Origin of the sequence: Pseudoalteromonas sp. EB27 (assembly GCF_001974875.1) — a bacterium.
In the GTDB taxonomy this organism is placed as follows: domain Bacteria; phylum Pseudomonadota; class Gammaproteobacteria; order Enterobacterales; family Alteromonadaceae; genus Pseudoalteromonas.
Map to the genome: position 1 here is coordinate 237,508 of NZ_MTQD01000005.1, position 21,615 is coordinate 259,122.

A 21,615-nucleotide genomic window follows, 5' to 3' on the forward strand; every position below is an offset into this window, starting at 1 on the left:
TGTTCTAATAATAACTTAATTAGATCCCAGCTAATTAAAGTTCAACTAGGTTTATATTAATTAACATAAAACTATTAAATCAGAGGGCCTACTCCCTCGCAAAATAGGCTGTTTCTTGCCCGTCACAGCCTATTTTATATCTCTAAAATCCCTTACACTTACCCAGACTTTAAATACCTAAGTAATCTTTATGGATCCAAAACAATTAAAAATAGCGATAAATACTACAATGCCGTTTGGAAAATATGCAGGACGCCCATTATTGTTACTGCCAGAACCTTATTTAGTGTGGTTTAACAAGCAAGGGTTTCCCGATTCAAAGCTAGGTAGCCAACTTGCAATGATGTACGAAGTAAAACTAAATGGCCTTGAGCAAATGTTAATACCATTACTTGAAAAAAATAAAAATAGTTGAGAACTTTTTTAAGCACTTGCGGTCTATTGTATTGCTACTTGTTGATTTTGGTTTTTAACCGCAAAAAAAGCGCCTCAAGGCGCTTTTTTTATGTCTTTAATTTGAGGGGTAAATATACAATAAATTTAGCACCACCTAAGCTTGAGCTTTCTGCTTTACACTCTCCTTGGTGCCACGACACAATTTTAGCAACTATGGCGAGCCCTAAACCAAAACCACCGGTATCCTTACCTCTACTTTTATCGAGTCGAGTAAAAGGTTTAAATACATTTTCTCGCTCAGCGGGATCTATCCCTTCACCATCATCTTCAACAATCAATACGATGTGTTTTGTCTCTTGTAGCAATGAAATTTTGACTTGCTTATGGGTGTATTTGAGCGCATTGCCAATTAAATTTTGAAATACTCGCGCCATAAAGTGACTATCACAGTAATAATTTAAATGCTCAGGGAGGTTTACGGAAAGCGTTGTTCGGGCTTCAAAGTTTAGCTTTTCAACAGTTGTTTTTACCAGCCCAGCTAAGTCACAGTTTATTGGCTGTAAACTAGGTTGTTGAGAGTCTAATCGCGCATATTCAAGCATTTCAGAAACTAGTGACTCAAGCTCGCTAATGTCTGTTTGCATGTTTGTTAGGTATTTCTCACCTTTTTCATCAAGCATTTGTTCTTGCAGCATTACAATTGCAAACTTTAAACGTGCTAGTGGTGTTCTAAACTCATGCGACACCGATGAGGTAAGTTCTTGCTGCGCACTAAGTAAAAACTCAATACGTTGCTGCATTACCTTTAATGTATCAGTAATAGGTAAAAAGAAAGACTTAGAAGAGTCGTTTAGTTGAAAGTCTTGCAAACCCTCCACCGCTTCACACGCTTTACGTAGCTTTGCAAAATCGCGCCATAGTAAAAAGCTCCACAGCCCAACAGGTATACCTACAATAATAAGGAGTAATAAATAGGGCCAAACAGAAGATGATTGCTGCGTTAATACACCTACCGGCCCTACTTGAAGTAATGAGTCATTACCGAGATCTACATACCAAACAATGCGCTGTTGCTTATCGTATAAGTATAAGTAGTGGTTTTGGTTAAGCTGCGATTGTTGTTTTTGAGGAAGTATTAAATCACGTCGTTCAATTACTTTACTATCAAAGTTATGCTTTAGTTTTTTAAGACCGTTAGGAGTTTGTGAGAGCAACCATAGTGATTGCCCAAACTCATCGTCTAAGAAAACTTGCTGTTGCGACTCTTCATAAGGCCACAACTGCTCTATAACACCACTTACTACAAACAAAGAAACGATGATGTATAAGTATAAGCTGGTAAACAGTTTTCCCATTAAAGCCGACTAACCTTAAATAGTTCTAAAGATCCCACGCATCAGAAACAAATAAATAACCTTGTCCCCATACAGTTTTTATACGATACGGCTTATCGCTGTTATCGCCTAATTTTTTACGAATGCGTGATACGCGTACATCCACAGTTCTATCAAGTCCATCATATTGGCGGCCAATCATATGTTGGTGCACATGCTCTCTACTTAGTACTTCACCTGCATTTGACGCTAATAGCCATAGTAACTCAAACTCGTGCGAAGTTAATACAATCTCCGAATCACTTAGTTTTACAATACGACTTGTTTTATCAATGACTAAATCACCAAACTGGAGCTCTTCACTTGATTTTACTATAGGTTGTCCACGACGCAGTAATGCATTGATTCGCGCTAGTAATACACGTGGCTCTGCTGGTTTTATTACATAATCATCAGCGCCCAGCTCTAAGCCAAGTACTTGGTCGAAATCCTCACCTTTAGCAGTCAACATTAAAATTGGTAGAGTAAATTTATCTCTTACTTGGCGGCAAACGCTAAAGCCATCTTTACCTGGCAGCATAACATCTAAAATCATTAAATCGGGTGTATTATTCTCTAGGTAATTAAACACTTCGTCACCGCGGTCTAACACATCGACTTCAAGGCCATTATGTTCAAGGTAATCTTTTGTTAGTTGTTGTAAACCTAGATCATCTTCAACAAGTAAAATTTTTGGCATTAGTTGCTCCTAAATTAAAAAAAGCTCCACGGAGAGCGAAGCCTACGCCTATTTTTTTTAGCATGGGCGCTTTGTACTTCAACTTGTGTCTTAGCTAATAACACACCCGTATGAGGATTGATTAAGGAGTATATGGTCTCCACCTGAACACGCGCTTTATAATTAAATTGCCCAGAAAGTTGTTGCTCCCAGCATTGAATCAGTCGCTCTTGCTGATACAAACAGACATCACTATAGGCGTTTAATTGCCACTCAAATTGTAAATCAAGATCGCAAAAACCCTGCTGTTCAGAGACGACGCAGACTTTTGGAGAAACGCTAAAAAAAGGGGTTTGTGCCACACTAAAACCACTAAAAAAAGTGGTAATAAACACAACTAATATTGAATACTTCATATTAAAAAGTACGATCGAATCCTATAAATGCAGTCATTGAATAAGTACGTTCAAAGAGCGGACTGCCATCCATAGCCGAATAGTCGTAATATGCTACATGAAAACGAAGAGAGTCAGCCTTACTCAGTGGCCAACGGGCGTCGATTTTAGCATAAGGTTGCCAACTACTACCAACGTCTATTTTGCCAAATTGAGTTTCACCCTCATTAAGTCCATAAAAATAGCTATTTAGTTCCGCAGATTTATAGTTTATTCCAAGTGTTGGCTTTATTTTGAGCTTTCCTATCACAGTATGATACTGCCACTGCAATGCTGCGCGTACACCTCGATAAACATCGGTTATATCATGCAGGGCCTGAACCGAAAAAACTTGGTCCTCATTTACATAATGATATGCAATACCCGCATCCAGTGCAATTTGCCGTTTATGTAAATTATCAATATCAACATAGCGAGTGGACGAGGCTTCATCTTGCATTACGAACTGATTGTTGAGGGTACTACTTTGTAGTGTAAATATATTTTTAGGGTGCCAGTCTATAAAAAAGCGTGACTCAGAATTGAGTTCACCAACTAGATTAAAGTGATGCTTAGGGGTTTGCAAAAATGAATAACCAAGACGGCCATTATCAAAAAACCATTGCTCTGCATAAAACGCAATTTGTGGAATAAGCACGAGCGGAATATTATCTCCACCATGCAAAGGGTTGGTTATAACTCCAGCCCCCACGCTTAAACTCAAATGCAGACGGTCGGTTATTATGTCTTGCTCTGAATAATCGTCAGCATGCCTGCTTGCCTGTGTTGCTTGCACCGAAAGGCAAACAAATAAAGTGCTAAAACATAGAGCTGTTAATAATGAGAAGGCATACCGCATCAGCGTAAATCAAAGTATCAAAATAAGAGAGTTCCCCATACTAGCAAGGTCTTTTTAAACTAGCTCTAGCTGGTTACAATTATTCACAATTTGTATACAAAAATGTTAACTTTTATGTTTCTGCAGGCTATTTATCTTTCGGAAGTTATACTTTGAGATACTTAGAAAATCAGATGCTGCGATGAAATACAGATATCTAAATAAAGGCAGCTAGGAACTAACGCGTTACAGCCAGCTTTATTACCCATGAAACCTAATAGTTTAACGAGATTGATATTTGATAAAAAACTCAAATTAAGTGACTTTAAACCTGATAAATAAACACCAGATACTTATTAAATATCTGGAGCTATTTCTATTCGGTTTCGTCCATGTGTTTTAGCGATATATAAAGCTCTATCTGCTCGCTCAACTAAAACGGAGCTATTGGTAAATGGGCGTAAAATCGCTAAACCAAAACTTGCTGAAATAGCTCGTTTTGCAGTTACATCATGCTTTTTACGAATCACCAGTTTTGCAATTGCTAAACGAATACAATCGGCAAACGCTATTATATCGTTAATAGTGTCAAAGTAGGCTGTTATGCAAAACTCCTCGCCACCATATCTATACACGTTTGCAGCTTCCGTTGTATTCTCTCTCACTTTTTTAGCAACTAACCTAAGTACTTCGTCACCCTTTTGATGGCCAAAATCATCGTTAAAGCGCTTAAAGTGATCAATATCAAACATAATAAGGACGGCAAGAGAGTCTTCTTGCGCTTGCTCTGAATATTCAAAGCAAAAATTTACAATATCAGAATCAAACTTACCTCGGTTATAAAAACCCGTAAGTGTATCGGTATCGGCTGCTTCTTTTGAAATATTGAGTGCTTCTTTTAAGTCTTTTATTTCATTGTAGGCAACGGCTAATTTAGTTTGAAATTCGCGAGCATAATCTTGCATTGCAATAGAATCGTCGGTTAAACGCTCAACACAACCTAATATCTCATTGTAAGAATTTACATCAACAAGCATATTTAATTCATTTTGAGAGTCAACCAAACTCGTCGTAAAGCTTTTGGAGTGATCAAGCGTGGTACTTATATCTTGCTGAACTTGCTCTATAGTTGTATGAAATTTTTCAGTCATTTCTTGAAAAAAAACGAGATCGTCTTGCGTTAAATGTTTGTCAAATATCTCTTTTGCTTTGTCTTGTGAACATGTTTGTTGCTGAGCAATAACGTGGTCTAACTCAGCATTTAGTGACGGTTTGTTTCCTTGAATATAACAGTACCAAATTGCATAGTTGATGGGAGTAACCGGCATTCGGTATTTTACCATCAAAGGAATCGCCTTTTTCAGGCATTGGGCAGAATGAGCAAGTGATACAGCGTGGTTCATAAATAAACTCTCAAGCGTCATTGTTTTTATTATTAGCGCTCAATGTTAAGTAATAGTAAACTTATACGCAACCTATATTCATACTATTTAACTAACTTGCTTATTCTCTGCGCGCATTAAATCGCTTTTGCATCTAAAGTTTGCGCAATATTCCACAAAGCGCTGATTGCAGGGTCATTTAACTCTTTCCTTAATACAGCCAAGCCAATATCAAACCCATCAGGAGCTTGCATTTTTGGTGTTAGTATTTGTACTTTATCTTGCAGCGGGCTGTTATCTAGCACTATTTTAGGAACCATTGCGACACCTAATCCTAAGCTCACCATAGATACCATCGCTTCGTGCCCAGCAACTTGTGCGTAAATTTTCCCGTGAATATTATTTTTGCGCCACCAGTGTTCTAACCTTTGGCGAGAAAAACCTTGTTCTGGCACAATAAATTCTAAATCAGACCAATTAATGTCATCACCATTCTGCGTTAGTTTTTGTGTGATCGGGCATTGAATTTTTGGTCCAATTAATAAAAGTGGAGAATGCCCTATATCTACAAAAGCAATTTGTGCCGGTAACTTATTTGGCTTAGCTGCAATTGCCATTAATTCATGTCCATCTAACACGCGGTTTATAGCAAGTGCAGGGTCGCCTGTATTTAATGTTATTTCTATATACTGATGCTGCGCACGTAGTTGCTCTAATATTTGATGTAAAAAACTATAAGATGCAGTAACCGAGCAATAAATACTTACTTTGCCGTAAATATGTTGTTGCGGGTCTTTTACATTCGTTTTAAAACGCTGCCAGTTAGCAAGCGTCGCTGTGGCGTAATCAATAAACGACTCACCTTCACGCGTTAATTTAACACTGCGGTTATCGCGTACAAATAATGCAACACCTACCTCTTCTTCCAAGTGTTTTATATTGCGGCTCAAAGTGGGCGCGCTTATGTGACAAAGTTCGCTTGCGCGCCCAAAGTGGAGTGTTTTAGCCAGTGCTAAAAAGTAGTTTAAATGTTTATGATCCATGTCAAACCCAGCATTTCATATTATGAAACACTTTAATTCAAATATATCATTTTACGCAAGCAACGATTTTACATATGGTGTTTGTAAGCGTAATAAACTTTGCGCATCTAACAAACATGACTTTATAGGACACTAACAATGGCGAATTATTTCAATACCTTACCTTTACGCGAGCAATTAGCGCAATTAGCGCAATGTGAATTTATGGACGCAGGCGAATTTGCCGATGGCGTTGACGCACTTAAAGGTAAAAAACTAGTTATTGTAGGCTGTGGCGCACAAGGTTTAAACCAAGGCTTAAACTTACGTGACTCTGGTTTAGATGTTTCTTACACATTACGCGCATCAGCTATTTCTGAGCGTCGCCAATCATTTTTAAATGCATCTGAAAACGGCTTTACTGTTGGCACTTACGAAGAACTAATCCCAACAGCTGATGTAGTACTTAACTTAACGCCAGATAAACAACATACCGCTGTAGTAAGTGCAATTATGCCACTTATGAAAAAAGACTCTACACTTGCTTACTCTCATGGTTTTAATATCGTTGAAGAAGGCATGCAAGTACGTGAAGACATTACTGTAATCATGGTTGCACCTAAGTGTCCTGGTTCTGAAGTACGTGAAGAATACAAGCGCGGTTTTGGTGTACCAACTCTGATCGCAGTTCACCCAGAAAATGACCCTCAAGGTCTTGGTTTAGCACAAGCTAAAGCGTATGCAGCGGGTACGGGCGGACATCGCGCAGGTGTACTTAAATCATCATTTATTGCTGAAGTTAAGTCTGACCTAATGGGCGAACAAACCATTTTATGTGGCATGTTACAAACTGGCTCTATTTTATGTTTTGATAAAATGATAGAAAAAGGCATTGATGCGGGTTACGCATCAAAACTAATTCAATATGGTTGGGAAGTAATTACCGAAGCACTTAAGTACGGCGGCGTTACAAACATGCTTGACCGCCTTTCAAACCCTGCAAAAGTAAAAGCGTTTGAACTAAGTGAAGAGCTAAAACTAATTATGCGTCCACTTTATAATAAGCATCAAGATGACATCATCGACGGCACTTTCTCACGCACTATGATGGAAGACTGGAATAACGATGACGTAAACTTACTTAAATGGCGTAGCGAAACAGCAGAAACTAACTTTGAAAAGACTCCTGCTGGCGATGTAGAAATCTCAGAACAAGAATTTTTTGATAACGGTATTTTAATGGTAGCAATGGTTAAAGCGGGTGTTGAACTTGCATTTGAAACCATGACAGCAGCTGGCATTATCGAAGAGTCAGCTTACTACGAGTCATTACACGAAACGCCATTAATCGCCAATACGATTGCGCGTAAAAAGCTTTTTGAAATGAACCGTACTATCTCTGATACTGCAGAATACGGCTGTTATTTATATAACCATGCATGTTTACCATTACTTGCTGATTTTATGAAAAACGTTGATACAGACATCATTGGTAAAGGCCTTGGCGAGCACAGTAACCAAGTTGATAACCAAACATTAATTCAAATCAATGCCGCACTGCGTGAACACCCTGTTGAAAAAGTAGGTGCTAAATTACGTGGCTACATGTCAGCAATGAAAAAAATTGTTTAATCCTAAACAATAAAAGTTTCGCTTGTTAGAAACCAAGCCCGTATGCTTTTTGCATGTGGGCTTTTTTATGCTTGTTAATAAAACTTTAACCAATCTGGTATATCTTTGCTTATTCTGCTTAGCCAATATTTAGTTCCAAATAAATAATGTGCTAATATGTTTTTCTATTTAGTTGTAAAATTAATTAATATCATGACGATAAAAAATCTTTCGATCACTCAAAAAATCACAGCTTTAGGCAGTGTTATTGCTATATGCGTAGCCGCACTGATTGGTTTGACTTCCCTACACAGCTCAGAGGATATTATCGAGCGACGTATGATTGAGTCAGAGCTTCCTAGTAAACTGCAAACAATCAGCAATCACATAGGCGGTGAAATCAACGAGTTACTCGGTGCTGCTCAGCAACTATCATCAAACGAATTTATTTTACAATGGGCTCAATCAAACAACCAAGACGATACATTACTATTAAAAGAATTAAATCGCGTTGCCCAGCAATACGATTTAGCCACAGCATCTTGGGCAAATAGAGACACCGCAAAGTACTGGAACCAGAATGGTTTTTTGCGTGTGTTAAAAAACGATGCAGCCGATGGCTGGTTCTTTGCTTTTAAGCAATCAAAACAACCCTACTCTATCAGTATTTATCAAGAGTCAGCCAATGATGTGAAAATGTTTGTAAATCATCAGCAGGCTAATGGTACTGGTTTAGCAGGTCTTGCAAAAAGCATCACTGATATGCAAAAGCTATTACAGCAATTTAAAATTGAGCAAACAGGCTTTGTATTCATTGCAGATAAAAGTGGATTGATTCAGCTTCATAAAGATGCAAGTAAAGTAGCTAAAGCAAATATTGATGATTTATATACTGCAAATATTCACAGCCAACTATTTAATAGTAATGGCTTTGCACTAGAAGAAATCAATTTAAATGGTGAACCGACACTCGTTGCTGCTATGCCGATTAAAAACACCGACTTATATGTTGTAGCCCAAGTGCCAAAAAGTGAAGTTTTCGCAAGCGTAAATACCCTGCAATGGCAAATATTTACTTTTACGGTAATTACAGCATTGGTTGCCAGTTTAATCAGTTACTTGCTTGCTCGCTCACTTTCATCTCCACTTTCTAAAATGGCTGAGTTATTTTCACGCTTAGGCTCAGGCGATGCAAATTTAGCATATCGCTTACCAGAATCGAGCCAACCAGAGCTTAACAATCTAAGTAATGGCTTCAATCAGTTTATTAATAAAATAGAGGTAGCTATTACTCAGGTTGCCAGCGAAAGCCACGATATTCGTCAAAGTTCTGATCATGTATTTGAACAAGCAAAACGAAACTCTCAAGCAATAGACAACCAAAAAGAGCAAACAATATCTGTCGCAGCAGCAATCAACGAAATGGGCGCTACAGTACAAGAAATAGCGCAAAGCGCAGCAAATACAGCAAAGTTAACCGATAACAGTCGCGAAAACACCATTCAAAGTCACAAACAAGTGCTCCAAAGCCAAGCAACTATATCAGCCCTTGCCAGCGATATTGATGGCATAACAGAGCAAGTTACTTTGCTTTCTAAAAAAACGGTTGATATAGCAAGTATTGTTGACTCAATTAGAGGCATATCGGATCAAACTAACCTGCTTGCTTTAAATGCTGCAATTGAATCTGCTCGCGCTGGTGAACACGGGCGCGGTTTCGCTGTTGTTGCTGATGAAGTACGTGCACTGGCAAACCGCACATCGCAATCAACCACCGAAATTCAATCTATGATTGAAGAACTTACAAGAATATCTGAAGATGTAGTTAACGATATTGGTCAATCGAAAGATAAAGCACAGCAAAGCGTTGGTGCTATGCAAAACTCAGTAGAATTGCTCGATACGATAACCGAAACAGCCAATCAAATTAACGATATGGCTACGCTCATAGCGACTGCAACTGAGCAGCAAAGTAACGTGGTTGCCGATGTAAGTCGTAATATTGAGCAAATTAGCGAAATTAGCGATAAAGCTATGAGCGAACAAATCAATACAGAGCAAGCTATTAGAGACTTAGCAAACAGCGCACAAACACTTGATGCACTTGTAGCGACCTTTGAAAAACACCGCTAAGTAGTAAGTAGCTATAAAACTGTATGTTTACCGTGAGCAAAGGCTATAATCAATGGTAGTTTTTGCTCACAACGAATATGCTTAATTTGAACAAGTTAAGCGCTTTCAATAGTGCCGCTATTAAATGCTAAAACGTACGCTTCCTTTTTGGCCCTGGAGAGCTTTTTTAATTGATATTCAAGCTTACTTGCTTCACTTTTGTTGCCCACTTGTTGTTGATGAATAAGTAAAAGCGGCCCTTTGCCTCTAAGGTTTTTAGCCCCTTTCCCTGCTTGATGAGTTGCAAAGCGTTTTTCAACATTAGTCGTGATCCCTGTGTACCAATGACCAAATCGTGTTTCAACTATATATAAAAACCAAGTAGACTCAGCTTTTAAAATATTCGTTTCAATGTGTTGTAAACTTTTTTCATTATTAGTGGTCAAAACATTACCTTAACGCCCTTAACATAAAACAATTGCTTAAAAGGGTTTTACCTTCAGTGACTAATCGGTATCATGCAGATTATAAAAAATAAGGATCACAACTAACAATGCAGTCGTTAAAAACTTTTTCTCTTTGGCTTATCGTTGCTTTAACACTTAGCTCAGCAGCAGGTTGCTCTAGCTGGGTATACCGAATTAACATCCCACAAGGCAACTTTTTAGAGCAGTCGGATGTTGAAAAACTTCGTATAAATATGACCCGAGAGCAAGTTATTTATGTATTAGGTAGACCTATTGCCGAGGACGCCTTTGATAACAATACTTGGCGCTATATTTACAGCTTCAATAAAGGCCGTAAAAACGAACAAAATAAAGAGTTAGTAATTAACTTTGAAAATGAAAAGTTAGTTTCAATCTCAGGTGATTATGATCAACCTGAAAACTTTACTACACCGCTAGAGCAATAAACGTCTCAAGTAGTAAAAAAGGTGAGCATGGCTCACCTTTTTTATTGGTTTACTTAAAAAGCTTTTACCATTTTAACCACGTTAGCGTGTGATTTAATCTGTTAAACGGTTCGAGGTTTATGCCGATAGGTATTACTTCTCGAGTGGGCGACCACCCGTTATTTTATTTGCACGCCCCTCTTCTTTTGCTTTTTCTGCACGTTTTCTGCGAGCATCTTTAGGGTCTGCAATTAATGGCCGGTATATTTCTATACGATCACCGTCTTTTAATTCATAGTTAGCTTTTACAGTTCGATTCCACACACCTAACGTTAGCGATGTGGCATCAATTTCCGGACACTTTTCTATAATACCTGACTGAATAACAGCTTGCTCTACTGTAGTCCCTTGTGGCACTTCAATTGATAAGCACGTGGCTGTGGTCGGTAATGCAAAGACTACCTCAACATTAATCATACTCGCGCTCCATAAACCTGTTTTGCACGCTGAGTAAATGCACTCACCATATTTTTTGCTACATCGTTAAAAATCTTTCCAAAGGCAAGCTCTATTAACTTACTTGAAAATTCAAACTCGAGGTGCAAATGAACCTTACATGCTTTGGCGTCAAGCTCTTGAAAATGCCAGCGCCCTTTTAACGTCTTAAACGGACCATCAACAAGGCGTAATAACACGGTTTGTTCATCAACAAAGGTGTTTTCGGTGGTAAACCACTTTTTTATACCCGCCTTAGATATTTCTAAACTCGCGGTCATGTTATTATCGTGCTGTGAAACAATTTTTGAATCTGAGCAATTTGGTAAAAACTGTGAATAAGCTTCTACATCATTAACTAGATCAAACATCTCTTTAGTGCTGTACATAACCAGCGCACTTTTTTCTATTTGTGGCATACTCACTCCCAACTGTGTGGGCGAATTTTAGCAAGCTTTGCGCGTTTCCCCAAATTTTCATGCTGCTTAAATTAAAGCTAAATTTTTAAAAGCATTATTAAAAAAATCGATGTAAAACATCTCACATTACGTATATTATAGGGCACTATGGCTAAGAAAAATTCATCAAAATCGACAAGTAATACCATCGCGCTAAACAAAAAAGCGCGACATGAGTATTTTTTACACGATAAGTTTGAAGCAGGTATTGAACTACAAGGCTGGGAAGTTAAAAGTATCCGAGCTGGTAAAGTAAATATCACAGAAACTTATATTCATCTTAAAAATGGCGAAGCATTTTTACTTGGCAGTCAGATTCAGCCACTTATTAGTGCCTCGACCCATGTAATTTGCGACCCGCTACGTTATCGTAAATTGCTATTAAGCAGACGCGAACTTGACCGTTTATTCGGTGCTACAGAGCGCGATGGCTATTCTTTAATAGCTACAGCGATGTACTGGAAAAACTGCTGGGTAAAACTTGAGTTTCATCTAGCAAAGGGTAAAAAGCTACACGACAAACGCGAAGACGGTAAAGATAAAGACTGGTCGCGTGAAAAAGAACGCTTAATGAAGCATAAAGCATAAATAAAAACGCCTAATTTATTAGGCGTTTTTAATTTCACCTATATAAAAACTCAAATAATACCAGCTCGCTCAATTAAGTAATCTACTTTGAAATAAGAAAATTGTATCGATAACAAGACAAAACTTGTTATACCAATCTGCTTATATATGGGGTCTATTTAACGTTAAGAAAATTACGCTAGAACTAGGCAAAAATTTTTATATCTAGTTGTTCTAAATAAAAAATTTTTAACGACGTTATAGTGCAATTTAATTCGTTAAATTGATCAAAGATTTATGCAGGCTGGTATTACTTAGCCATTCTCAGCAATTGCTCCAGCATTACCCTACCTCCTGTATCTACACAGTCGTAAATCAGAAAGTTTCAATGCCTTTAGCATCAGCTTCCCCTCTCAAATTAAAAGCAGATAAAACAAAATTTTTAATTTATAGAAATAAATTATTACAAATTATTTTAATCATTAGCAACTCCACACATGGCTTCATCTAGCTATATAACAATTATTAAGTCTATGTCCTATTCACGCTTAGTTTCACCTAAAAAAAAGTGTAAATAAGGTTATAAAACCCACAAAAAAGCATTGAAACTAATACTTAAATCACAAATTAAGCTAATTGCTAACACTTAAGTTACATGATATTAATACCCGCGCTTGTTAAGCAAATAATTTTATAATATATCAACAAGGACTTAAGGATGAAGCAATCAACTGCATTTACACCAAGCATTATTGTGGGCGCAACACTCGCATTATCAGCAGGTTTTACAACAACGGCTTACGCAGCTGAAGAAGCTAAAAAAGTAGAGCGAATTCAGGTTACTGGTTCTCGTATTAAGCGAACTGATATTGAAGGGCCTTCTCCGGTACAATCAATCGGTAGAGCTGAAATCGAAAACATGGGTTACGATAACTTGCAGCAGCTTCTAGAAAGAATGCCTGTAGCAGGTAGCGGTACTTTCTCTACTCGTGGTAACAACCAAGATTCAACCGCTAACGGTTCAGCTGCAGTAAGCTTACGTGGCTTAGGAGCCGATGCAACACTCGTACTGATCAATGGCCGCCGTGTATCAATTAGTGCCTTTGCTGAAGGTATCACCAACTCATTTGTAGATATAAACAGTATCCCTGTTTCTGCTATTGAGCGCATAGATATACTCAAAGATGGCGCATCAGCAATCTACGGCTCAGATGCAGTAGCGGGTGTAGTTAACGTTATTTTAAAGAAAGATATTGATGGTGTTGAGATTAACCTAGGCTATGGCGGTACTGATGGTCCAAGTTATGAAGAAACAACAGCAAGCCTAGTTTGGGGTACTACAAGCGAAAAAAGTAGTGCATCTGTTATTATCGATTACTTTAAAAACACATCTCTTTCTTCTGATGAAATGGGCAGCCTTGGCACTGCAAACCAAGCACCTTATGGTGGTGAAGATTTCCGTTCATCTCGTGGTTTCCCGGGCTACTTTTACGTAGATGGCGTTAAAACAATCGACCCTGCCTGTCCTGCTGAAAATGCAACTTCAAGTGGTAGCTGCTTATTTGATTACGGTCCATATGGATATGTTGCCCCAGCATCTGAGCGTGTAGGCGCTATTTCACAATTTGAATACCGCTTTGATAACGGCATTACTGGCTTTTTAGAAATGGCTGTTCAGCATAATAGCTCTGTCGCTGCTGGTGCACCAACACCACTTGATGAAGATGCAGGCCTTACTGTACCCGCTAGTCATCCAAACAATCCATTTGGTGAAGATATTCAAATTGGTCGCTACCGTACAGTAGATGCTGGTGCTCGCCAATGGGACATTGAGTCAGATACCTTACGCTTTGTTGCAGGGTTGAAGGGCGAAATAAACGATTGGAGCTGGGAGACTGCGGTACAAAAAGGTCGCAGTAAATCACTACAAACTGGCGATCGTACACAAGGCTGGGTACGCACCGATTTCTTACAACAAGAAATTGATGCCGGTAACTATAATCCATTCGGTGGCACATATAACGACCCTGCTGTAATTGACAGAATCACAACCAGCTTAGTACGTCGCGGTGAGTCTCATATGACCTCTTTTGACGCTAACATTACAGGTGAAGCGTTTAGTTTTGGTGGCGAAGCTGTAATGATGGCCGCCGGTATTGAGTACCGCGAAGAAGATGTAAATGATATCCCTGATGATCAATTTCAACGTGGCTTAATATTTGGTACTGAATCAGTATCAGCTTCTGCTGATCGTGAACAATACGCTGCATATGTTGAATTCTCAATCCCGCTTGCTGAAAACCTCGAACTACAATTAGCAGGTCGTTACGATGATTATAGCGACTTTGGTACAACAACAAATCCAAAAATAGCTTTGCGCTGGGCACCAACTGACGAAGTAACTGTTCGTGGCTCTTGGGCGCAAGGCTTTAGAGCGCCTTCGCTAGCGCAAATAGGCTTAGGTCCGTCGCAAAAAAGCCAATTTTTTGTTGATACGCAGCGCTGTGAACAAACGGGATTAGATTGCCAAGCACTTGATTACAACATTGAGTTCTCTGGTAACCCTGATTTACAAGCAGAAGAGTCAGAATCATGGAACGTGGGCGTTATCTGGGCACCTACAGCTGAGTTTGGTTTAAGTGTTGATGTATGGAGTATTACTCAAGATAACAAAATCGATGAAGAAGAATTTGGTCCTATTTATGCAGCAGAATGCGGTAACCAAAATAGTACTGTATGTGTTCGTTTAGCCCCTACAGGCGGTGCAAGCTTAGGCACAATACAAAAAATACACAGCACATTTAAAAATTTATCATCGCAGGAAGTATCTGGTGTTGATGTTTCAGCAAACTATAACCACTCTCTTGATGACTTAGGTTTACTTAAATTCAATCTAGAGTGGGCATATCAAGATAAGTTTGAAAAAAATGGTCGTGATTACACCGGTGAATATGGCTACCCAGAGCATCGCTTTATTTTCTCAACCAACTGGGAAATTGGTGAGTTTAACACCAATGTAAATATCAGTTATGTAGGTGAATTTGAAGATACGCCTGATATCGACTTTGATGGCAATTTAGACTTTGATAGCAATACTTCACGTATGATTGACTCGCAAACGCTTGTTGATTTACAAACGTCGTACCGTATTACTGAGTCAGCTAAAATATCTTTAGGTGTTAATAACTTATTTGATGAAGAGCCACCATTTGCAATTGGTGATGGCGATGGCGATTTATACGGTTATGCATCAGCTGTGCATAACCCTCGTGGCCGCTACTTGTACACTAAAGTAAGCTTTTCTTTCTAAATAAAAGACACAAAAAAACCGCCAATTGGCGGTTTTTTTATTTAAAACTAAGGGCTAGATTATAGCTCGCCTTCGTTTTCAGATAAGAACTTAGCAACGCCTTCAGGGCTTGCGTCCATACCTTTTTTACCTTCAGTCCAACCAGCAGGACATACTTCACCGTGCTCAGTGTGGAACGCTAACGCGTCAACCATGCGAAGCATTTCGTCGATGTTACGACCTAGTGGTAAATCGTTCACTACTTGGTGACGTACATTGCCTTCTTCGTCGATTAAGAATGAACCACGAAATGCAACACCCGCTTCTGGATGCTCAACGTCATACGCTTTACAAATTTCGTGTTTAACGTCTGCAACTAGTGCGTATTGAACTTTACCAATACCGCCGTCTGCAACAGCAGTGTTACGCCATGCGTTATGTGAGAATTGTGAATCGATAGAAACACCAATTACTTCTACGCCACGCTTTTGAAACTCTTCAAAACGCTTATCAAATGCAATAAGTTCAGAAGGACATACAAACGTGAAATCTAGTGGGTAAAAGAAGATAACTGCTTTTTTACCTTTAATGGTTTCATGAAGATTATAGCTATCTACAATTTCACCGTTACCAAGAACAGCTGCAGCGGTAAAGTCTGGTGCCTGGCGGCCTACTAATACACCCATTTTATTCTCCAAATATTTTGAGTTTGTTTTCAATTGCTTTCGCAATGCTGGTACTTATATGGGCGCTAAAAATTAAAAACCAATAGCGCATACGTATAATTAGTTGGCATTTTAAAGTTATTCACCACAAAAGAACAATCGCATTTAACGATGTGAGCAATCGAAAATAACGAACACTTAAAACTTGCACAAATTTGCTTGAATAATATGTCTATTTTGAAATGTAAACTGCGTTGTAATTAGATAGAGCTTTGGACGTTTCTAAAGAAGAGTCAGTACGTTAAATTGTTTAAAAAATCATATAATGTAGTATTAATTTTTACAGATACAAAAAAACCTGCAAATGCAGGTTTCTCGTTTAGATTTAATCCATTATATCTGAGGGCATATCGCCACGGATTTTTTGCCAAATCTCACCTGTTTGATGACCGTATCTACGCATCATCGAAATAGCACCATCGTGCTCTTTATTTTCTGCCAAAATTGTTAAATCTTTATAAAACTGACGAGCAAGTTCACGAGTTCCGGCATCAGAGAAATAATGACAACCAATCTTTGAATAAAAGCCCCTAAAACCGTTGAGTATTAATACATAAATACGGTTATTACCCGCAACGGCTAATTCGTGATGAACTTTATAATCGTAGTCAGCAAATGCCTGCGCAGTGTCTTCTAGCTCATGGCTTTGTGATAAAATTTCAATTACACGTTCAGGATTTAACTTAATTGCAGCACGTGTATAAATAGCACTAATATTAGTACGTGCAGATAAAAGCTGATCTGTCAGCTCTGGCATCTTGTCTTCATCTAAGCGCGCTAATGTTTCAAGAATATTTAAGCCTGACGTTTCCCAAAAGTTATTTACTTTTGTCGGTTTACCATGCTGAATTGTTAACCAACCATCACGTGCTAAACGCTGTAATACTTCTCTCAAGGTCGTTCTTGTAACACCAATTAACTCTGAAAGTTCTCGCTCGGCAGGTAGAATTGAACCTGGAGGGAAATCGCCGTTCCAAATAGATTCAACTATATATTCTTCAGCAAATCCTGCTGGGCTTTTCGCTTTAAAAATTCTCATCCAGTTCCCACTCGAATTAATCAACACTCATCGTTTTACACGAATAACTGACTGATTGTACCAGACGAAGCATAACTAACAAGTAAAGTCAGGTATATTAATAAGTGATCATACATACCGAAGGTGAGATTGTTGCACAGCGTGAGATTTTTGGCCGATTTAAAGTAGCAAAAATGGATTTTAATTGAACACGCAGTCCACATATATAAAAATTATAATCAGACGTATACCTAAGCAACTATGTGTAAATACCTGAAGTCGGCTTAGTGCCAATTGCGGATGAAAAGTGAATTTGAAAGCATGTTGGGTGGCGCCTTCGGCTTAACCAACCTACATCCGGCAAAAATAATGAATTTACCAGAAACAGTCTAACTTATCGCGTTAACGTTACCAGTGACTGCTTTGTGCCATGAGCGGACATTGGTAACGCTTTGCTAAGCAGTGTCCGTTTGAGTAACTTGTGAAATTTATTTACTCTGACTTAGGTACAAGCGGAGTTTGCTCTGCTAATTTTTCTTCCACTTGTCTTTTAAATGAGTTCAATTGTAAATGAAATTGAGAATTTGACACGATCTGGACTTCCCAGCTTTCACTAGACAGTTTCTAACTCAGAAAAATACGCTTCCTCAAACTTAGCAGGTGAAACACCGCCTGTGTGTGAATGGCGTTTTTTTGGATTGTAGAACATTTCTATAAAATTGAATATCTCAGCTTTCGCATCTTCCCTTGTCAAATATATCTTACGCTTAACTATTCGCTTTTTAATCGTCGCAAAAAAGCTTTCAGCAACTGCATTATCGTGACAATTCCCAGCTCGACTCATTGAGGGTACAAGGTTATGTTCTTTCATAAAGGCTAAGTAATCAGCGCTACCATACTGGCTTCCTTGATCACTATGTACCATTACGTCAGCTTTGGGTTGGCGCTGATAAACTGCCATGAGCAATGCTTTAATTACTAAGTGCTTGTCCATGTTTTTATCCATCGACCAGCCTACGATGCGCCTAGAGAATAAATCCATGACAGTTGCTACATACAAGAAGCCTTCATAGGTTCTCACATAAGTAATATCACTTACCCAAGTTTGATTCGGCGCAGGAGGATTAAACTGACGAGCTAGCAAGTTATCTGCAATGCGCGATGTTTTACCGCCTTTAATATGGCAACGTTTATAACCTATTTGCGCTTTGAGTTTATGTTGGCGCATGATCTTAGCTACGCGATTAACACTACATTGCTCACCAGCTTCACGTAAATCTGCGTGTATCCAAGGACTACCGTAAGTGCCACCACTGGCAACGTAAAACTCTCTAATAAGCTTAAGCAAACGATTATCTTCGATTGCTCTGTCACTCAATGGCTTCTTTAACCACGCATAAAAGCCACTGCGGTGTAGCTTAAATAGTTTACACATCGCAACAATAGAAAACTCATTTTGATGCTCACGAATAAAAGCGTACTTTACTCGGGGTTGCTGGCAAAGTACCTTGCGCCTTTTTTAGAATGTCGCGTTCCTCCGTGACACGTTTTAGCTCGGCCTCAAGTTTGGCGATCCTTAGTTGTTCATCTGATGATTTGGTTTGTTTGGGTTTCTCTGATAACTGGCTTCGCCAGTGATATAACGTTTTGGTACAAATATCTAATCGTTCTGATACTTCAGCAACTGAATAACCACGTTCAGTTATTTGTTTAACTGCTTCTATTTTAAATTCTTGGGTATACCGTTTGCCTTTGCTCATAAAACACCTCTAATTAGAAGTTACAATGTAACTCATTGGGTGTCTAGCAAACTATGGGAAGTCCAGATCGACCCAGCGCCGTATGGCCGTATCACCGATGTCTAGAGAGCGTGCTGCCTCAGATTTTGAGTAACCTTGATCAAGAACCAAGCTTGCGGCATCTACTTTAAACTCAGAAGAAAATGTACATCGCTGTCGTTTTGTCATTGAACACCTCATTTACGGTGGAGACTTTACCACCTAATTTGGTGTCCGAGATCATTAAACCACTACAACATACTCTATTGCATTCCAATTCCCTTAAATTACGCTCTTCATAGTATCCAACTGCCACTTCAACCACGGCAACTTTTTCCAAGCACTATCTGATTCAACACTTGGTAAATATTCAAGCTTGTTAAGCGCCCCCATTGTCATTGTGTTTGCTTGTTTAATAGCTGAGACAAACGCTTTAACATTAATAGACGATTGAGCTGATTGTTTATCTGCATCTTCTATGATGCTCGCCAATTTTTTGGGAAAACCAAAAAGTTGGTGGTAGAAAAAGTGGCAATCTAATACCTCAATCAAATCTTCAGGGTCTAATAATGCGTATAAACCCTTCATACTCCTAAGATTTCCCTCAGAAAAATCTCCTAGAATAAAGTAACAGCGAAGTGCATATGGAACATAGAACAATACAGCTCCTGCATTCTTACAACGATCTGGCGTACATTGAGCAACCATCAGTCGACACAACGACTCTCTCTGCGATTTGTTTAGATCATTGCTTTGAAGTGCATTTCTTAACAACTCGAACCAAACCACCAGCTTGCGTTGATCAGATTCATCTAGGTAATTTGCATAAACAGAAAGTTCTTCAATCTGCTGTACGACCGTTATGTTATTCAATGTTTATCTCCCAGCTATATGCTCTTTCTTTTTCTCCAATATTGTTGCCTGGATCCACAACAACAAAATGCGGTTTCCCAATATTCAATGCGCTCGCCATAAATAGAGCCTGGTTCCCTTCCTTACCCATTGTATGAAGTGAAAGAGGAAGCCGCGCTGGTGAAATGAGATGAAATTGCCACTGATTATCAATGTTAGTCACCTCAAACAACCCTTCATCTTTTGCGCTAACAAAATAACGCCCCTCATACTGACAGATCCCCGAATAAGTTTTTTTGGGAGTAGAGAGTAGCGAAAATCCTTTTTTAGCATTACCTTTGAAAACAAATCCGTAAGATGTCACAAATATCACATCCCCGTCACTAAGTACAATTCCTCCAGAGATCGCTAAATGATCAAGCCCAACATCAGGCAATGCTATTTCAGTCCACTGTATACCATTGAAATGCCAGAGCTTCGTTTTTCGGCCATATAGATATAAATCGTTGTAAGTATTTCCAAAAAAAGATAATGGAATTAGATCCAGAGAGTGTAACGTGACTTTGTCACCTTCGATATGACACACAGTACCCGATTCGTCTGCAAATATAGTTACTAGGTCACTACACCATAAAGTATTGATTGGTAACTCAGAAAAACGATAGGCATTAACTTTGGAGAGGTACTCTTTTTTATAACCAAAAGAAACGTCCTCCAATACTGCCAAAGGGGCGTTAACCAATGTTGATGTTGTAAATACATGCCCTTCATTATCTACACACCAGAACTGGTTAGACTGAGTCATAGCGGCATCCAGTATGGTACTGTTTACCCAAAAGCAAAAGCCACTATCCTTGCTTTCATCAAAGATACCAAGATAAACATCACTCGTCGGCATACTGCCGTTGTCAGGAACACTGACCATTATAGCTAGAACTGTATCTCTGTTTTTGGTTTCACGAAGGCGTGAAATTTCGTGGTTATAAATCATTTTGGTCTCTGCTCGCTGTCTTTGGGCTTGGTTTGTTTCTGTGTTTCCCATTTTCTAATTTGAGACTCAATACTTTAGAACCTTCCAAACTAACAAAGTGCGCTTGTGTAACATTTCTCATGGCAACAGCGGCTTTGCGTCCTTGTTTCGCCAGAGCATCTCTATCGTACGGTTCTTTTGCATTACGCTCTAAGCGTTCAGTAAAAATTTCGGCATTCCACTCAACAGCTTTATCAAGCCATTGGCCTAAAGTGGCATTCTCACCTTTCGCTTGTAGTTCCTTCATAAATGCTTCAGATGCACGGGTAGCTTTATAATGTTCTTCATCAATGTGTTGACCATCAAAAATCGCAAAGCAAAGAGCCTTTTTCTCATTGTAGTTGTTCAACCCATCGATCAACGGAATACTACCTCGTGACTCTTTACCGATTTTCAACCTTTCTGTAAAGCATGAATATGGCGGATAATGCTCCTTTTGATAACCATATTTATGGAACATTTCCTGACCAACTCCTCGCTTTCCTAACTCACTGTACGTATCAAACATCACACCAAAGTCATTTAGCACTTGAATACACTTATAGTTCGACCAAGCCACTTAATTTAAAAGTAACTGACTATTATATTAAGTGGAATATGCTTCTGTTGGTTACGAATATTGAATGCCAAACATCTAATGTTTTTAACAAGACGTTCGAGCCAA

Annotated in this window: 21 protein-coding genes and 1 pseudogene; 6 read left to right on the forward strand and 16 right to left on the reverse strand. The window is 38.8% G+C overall.

The window, feature by feature from the left end:
* The first annotated feature begins 190 nt into the window (after positions 1-190).
* Positions 191-415 (forward strand): DUF3820 family protein, encoded by a 225-nt coding sequence (locus BW142_RS07915; protein ID WP_076924492.1) that lies wholly within the window; start codon positions 191-193, stop codon positions 413-415.
* Positions 416-503: 88 nt separating this feature from the next.
* Here the strand turns inward: BW142_RS07915 and BW142_RS07920 are convergent, their stop codons facing one another.
* The 6 genes from BW142_RS07920 to ilvY form a co-directional block, all read right to left on the reverse strand.
* On the reverse strand, positions 504-1,751 hold the full coding sequence (locus BW142_RS07920; protein ID WP_076924493.1) for an ATP-binding protein: 1,248 nt from the start codon (positions 1,749-1,751) through the stop codon (positions 504-506).
* 25 nt (positions 1,752-1,776) lie between these two features.
* A complete protein-coding gene (locus BW142_RS07925) occupies positions 1,777-2,469 on the reverse strand; it encodes a response regulator (RefSeq protein WP_076924494.1) in 693 nt (230 codons plus the stop codon).
* Between the two features lie 14 nt (positions 2,470-2,483).
* On the reverse strand, positions 2,484-2,864 hold the full coding sequence (locus BW142_RS07930) for a DUF3019 domain-containing protein (RefSeq protein WP_171972316.1): 381 nt from the start codon (positions 2,862-2,864) through the stop codon (positions 2,484-2,486).
* Position 2,865: 1 nt separating this feature from the next.
* The gene (locus tag BW142_RS07935; RefSeq protein ID WP_076924495.1) at positions 2,866-3,678 is read right to left on the reverse strand and encodes a MipA/OmpV family protein; all 813 of its coding nucleotides are present in this window, start codon (positions 3,676-3,678) and stop codon (positions 2,866-2,868) included.
* Positions 3,679-4,076: 398 nt separating this feature from the next.
* A complete protein-coding gene (locus tag BW142_RS07940; protein WP_171972317.1) occupies positions 4,077-5,123 on the reverse strand; it encodes a GGDEF domain-containing protein in 1,047 nt (348 codons plus the stop codon).
* Positions 5,124-5,239: 116 nt separating this feature from the next.
* Positions 5,240-6,145 carry an HTH-type transcriptional activator IlvY gene (ilvY, locus tag BW142_RS07945; RefSeq protein ID WP_007584128.1) on the reverse strand — a complete coding sequence of 302 codons (906 nt, stop codon included), beginning with the start codon at positions 6,143-6,145 and terminating at the stop codon, positions 5,240-5,242.
* A gap of 138 nt (positions 6,146-6,283) precedes the next feature.
* On the opposite strand from ilvY, the gene ilvC reads away from it, so the two are divergent.
* Positions 6,284-7,756 (forward strand): ketol-acid reductoisomerase, encoded by a 1,473-nt coding sequence (gene ilvC, locus BW142_RS07950; protein WP_076924497.1) that lies wholly within the window; start codon positions 6,284-6,286, stop codon positions 7,754-7,756.
* 192 nt (positions 7,757-7,948) lie between these two features.
* Complete coding sequence (locus tag BW142_RS07955; RefSeq protein ID WP_076924512.1) at positions 7,949-9,868, forward strand: methyl-accepting chemotaxis protein; 1,920 nt, start codon at positions 7,949-7,951, stop codon at positions 9,866-9,868.
* A 95-nt stretch (positions 9,869-9,963) separates the two neighbouring features.
* Here BW142_RS07955 and BW142_RS07960 read toward each other — a convergent pair whose 3' ends face one another.
* Complete coding sequence (locus tag BW142_RS07960; protein ID WP_024599177.1) at positions 9,964-10,293, reverse strand: GIY-YIG nuclease family protein; 330 nt, start codon at positions 10,291-10,293, stop codon at positions 9,964-9,966.
* Positions 10,294-10,400: 107 nt separating this feature from the next.
* Here BW142_RS07960 and BW142_RS07965 point away from each other — a divergent pair, with 107 nt between their 5' ends.
* Complete coding sequence (locus BW142_RS07965) at positions 10,401-10,760, forward strand: outer membrane protein assembly factor BamE (RefSeq protein WP_024599178.1); 360 nt, start codon at positions 10,401-10,403, stop codon at positions 10,758-10,760.
* Positions 10,761-10,892: 132 nt separating this feature from the next.
* Here the strand turns inward: BW142_RS07965 and BW142_RS07970 are convergent, their stop codons facing one another.
* Complete coding sequence (locus tag BW142_RS07970; protein WP_007584122.1) at positions 10,893-11,216, reverse strand: RnfH family protein; 324 nt, start codon at positions 11,214-11,216, stop codon at positions 10,893-10,895.
* Positions 11,213-11,653 (reverse strand): type II toxin-antitoxin system RatA family toxin, encoded by a 441-nt coding sequence (locus tag BW142_RS07975; protein ID WP_007584120.1) that lies wholly within the window; start codon positions 11,651-11,653, stop codon positions 11,213-11,215. The genes BW142_RS07970 and BW142_RS07975 overlap by 4 nt, the downstream gene beginning before the upstream one ends.
* Positions 11,654-11,800: 147 nt before the next feature.
* On the opposite strand from BW142_RS07975, the gene smpB reads away from it, so the two are divergent.
* Positions 11,801-12,280: an SsrA-binding protein SmpB gene (smpB, locus tag BW142_RS07980; protein WP_024599180.1), complete on the forward strand. Its 480-nt coding sequence runs from the start codon at positions 11,801-11,803 to the stop codon at positions 12,278-12,280.
* Between the two features lie 697 nt (positions 12,281-12,977).
* Positions 12,978-15,569 (forward strand): TonB-dependent receptor, encoded by a 2,592-nt coding sequence (locus tag BW142_RS07985; protein WP_076924498.1) that lies wholly within the window; start codon positions 12,978-12,980, stop codon positions 15,567-15,569.
* A 59-nt stretch (positions 15,570-15,628) separates the two neighbouring features.
* Here the strand turns inward: BW142_RS07985 and BW142_RS07990 are convergent, their stop codons facing one another.
* The 7 genes and pseudogenes from BW142_RS07990 to BW142_RS08025 all read right to left on the reverse strand — a co-directional run bounded on the left by BW142_RS07990 (position 15,629) and on the right by BW142_RS08025 (position 21,480).
* Entirely contained in the window at positions 15,629-16,234 is a 606-nt protein-coding gene (locus tag BW142_RS07990) for a peroxiredoxin C (protein ID WP_007378637.1), read from the reverse strand.
* Between the two features lie 364 nt (positions 16,235-16,598).
* Positions 16,599-17,312: a fatty acid metabolism transcriptional regulator FadR gene (gene fadR / locus BW142_RS07995; RefSeq protein ID WP_076924499.1), complete on the reverse strand. Its 714-nt coding sequence runs from the start codon at positions 17,310-17,312 to the stop codon at positions 16,599-16,601.
* A 592-nt stretch (positions 17,313-17,904) separates the two neighbouring features.
* A protein-coding gene (locus tag BW142_RS08000) for an IS3 family transposase (RefSeq protein ID WP_143475920.1) occupies positions 17,905-19,051 on the reverse strand; the annotation gives its coding sequence in 2 pieces (ribosomal slippage) (positions 17,905-18,805 and positions 18,804-19,051; 1,149 coding nt in all).
* Positions 19,052-19,120: 69 nt separating this feature from the next.
* Positions 19,121-19,258 (reverse strand): annotated as a pseudogene (locus BW142_RS08010) (transposase); the annotation flags it as partial.
* 93 nt (positions 19,259-19,351) lie between these two features.
* Positions 19,352-19,942: a hypothetical protein gene (locus BW142_RS08015; protein WP_076924502.1), complete on the reverse strand. Its 591-nt coding sequence runs from the start codon at positions 19,940-19,942 to the stop codon at positions 19,352-19,354.
* Entirely contained in the window at positions 19,935-20,912 is a 978-nt protein-coding gene (locus BW142_RS08020) for a hypothetical protein (protein WP_076924503.1), read from the reverse strand. The genes BW142_RS08015 and BW142_RS08020 overlap by 8 nt, the downstream gene beginning before the upstream one ends.
* Complete coding sequence (locus tag BW142_RS08025) at positions 20,902-21,480, reverse strand: hypothetical protein (protein ID WP_076924504.1); 579 nt, start codon at positions 21,478-21,480, stop codon at positions 20,902-20,904. Before BW142_RS08025 ends, BW142_RS08020 begins: the two co-directional genes overlap by 11 nt.
* Positions 21,481-21,615: the final 135 nt, after the last annotated feature.

Bases quoted from the DNA above. Each gene is read 5' to 3' on its own strand.
- BW142_RS08020 (WP_076924503.1), bottom strand. From the start codon at position 20,912: ATGATTTATAACCACGAAATTTCACGCCTTCGTGAAACCAAAAACAGA.
- BW142_RS07925 (WP_076924494.1), bottom strand. From the start codon at position 2,469: ATGCCAAAAATTTTACTTGTTGAAGATGATCTAGGTTTACAACAACTA.
- BW142_RS07940 (WP_171972317.1), bottom strand. From the start codon at position 5,123: ATGAACCACGCTGTATCACTTGCTCATTCTGCCCAATGCCTGAAAAAG.
- BW142_RS07930 (WP_171972316.1), bottom strand. From the start codon at position 2,864: ATGAAGTATTCAATATTAGTTGTGTTTATTACCACTTTTTTTAGTGGT.
- BW142_RS07955 (WP_076924512.1), top strand. From the start codon at position 7,949: ATGACGATAAAAAATCTTTCGATCACTCAAAAAATCACAGCTTTAGGC.
- BW142_RS07965 (WP_024599178.1), top strand. From the start codon at position 10,401: ATGCAGTCGTTAAAAACTTTTTCTCTTTGGCTTATCGTTGCTTTAACA.
- smpB (WP_024599180.1), top strand. From the start codon at position 11,801: ATGGCTAAGAAAAATTCATCAAAATCGACAAGTAATACCATCGCGCTA.
- BW142_RS07915 (WP_076924492.1), top strand. From the start codon at position 191: ATGGATCCAAAACAATTAAAAATAGCGATAAATACTACAATGCCGTTT.
- BW142_RS07975 (WP_007584120.1), bottom strand. From the start codon at position 11,653: ATGCCACAAATAGAAAAAAGTGCGCTGGTTATGTACAGCACTAAAGAG.
- ilvC (WP_076924497.1), top strand. From the start codon at position 6,284: ATGGCGAATTATTTCAATACCTTACCTTTACGCGAGCAATTAGCGCAA.
- BW142_RS07920 (WP_076924493.1), bottom strand. From the start codon at position 1,751: ATGGGAAAACTGTTTACCAGCTTATACTTATACATCATCGTTTCTTTG.
- ilvY (WP_007584128.1), bottom strand. From the start codon at position 6,145: ATGGATCATAAACATTTAAACTACTTTTTAGCACTGGCTAAAACACTC.
- BW142_RS07970 (WP_007584122.1), bottom strand. From the start codon at position 11,216: ATGATTAATGTTGAGGTAGTCTTTGCATTACCGACCACAGCCACGTGC.
- BW142_RS07985 (WP_076924498.1), top strand. From the start codon at position 12,978: ATGAAGCAATCAACTGCATTTACACCAAGCATTATTGTGGGCGCAACA.
- fadR (WP_076924499.1), bottom strand. From the start codon at position 17,312: ATGAGAATTTTTAAAGCGAAAAGCCCAGCAGGATTTGCTGAAGAATAT.
- BW142_RS07990 (WP_007378637.1), bottom strand. From the start codon at position 16,234: ATGGGTGTATTAGTAGGCCGCCAGGCACCAGACTTTACCGCTGCAGCT.